Consider the following 382-nt stretch of genomic DNA (forward strand, 5'->3'; position numbering starts at 1 on the left):
CTCGCCTCCCTCGTCGCTGAGGCGGACGCCGAGGTCGTCCTCGTCGCCCACGTGACCGACGACGCCGGGACGGTCGACGCGGTCCTCGCCCGCGCGGTCGAGGCCGACGTGGTCGTCTTCACGGGAGGCGTGAGCGCCGGCGCATACGAGCCGGTGCGGCAGGCCCTGTCCGACCGCATCGCCTTCGTCAAGGTCGCGATGCAGCCCGGCAAACCGCAGGCGTTCGGCGCACTCGAGGACGGTCGGCTCGTGTTCGGACTCCCCGGCAACCCGGTCAGCGTCGCGGTGTCTTTCGAGGTGTTCGTCCGACCCGCGCTGCTTGCGCTCCAGGGCCGCGCGACCGTCGACCGTCGCCGCGCCCGGCTCGTGGCATCCGAGTCCT

Annotated in this window: 1 protein-coding gene; it reads left to right on the plus strand. The window is 73.0% G+C overall.

The features are described 5' to 3' along the window. Positions 1–382, plus strand: a 382-nt coding sequence (locus ACZ3HG_RS23135; protein ID WP_465334636.1) for a molybdopterin-binding protein, incomplete at both ends; no start/stop codon positions are given.

This window comes from Erwinia sp. PME.40.26/001 (assembly GCF_055556675.1).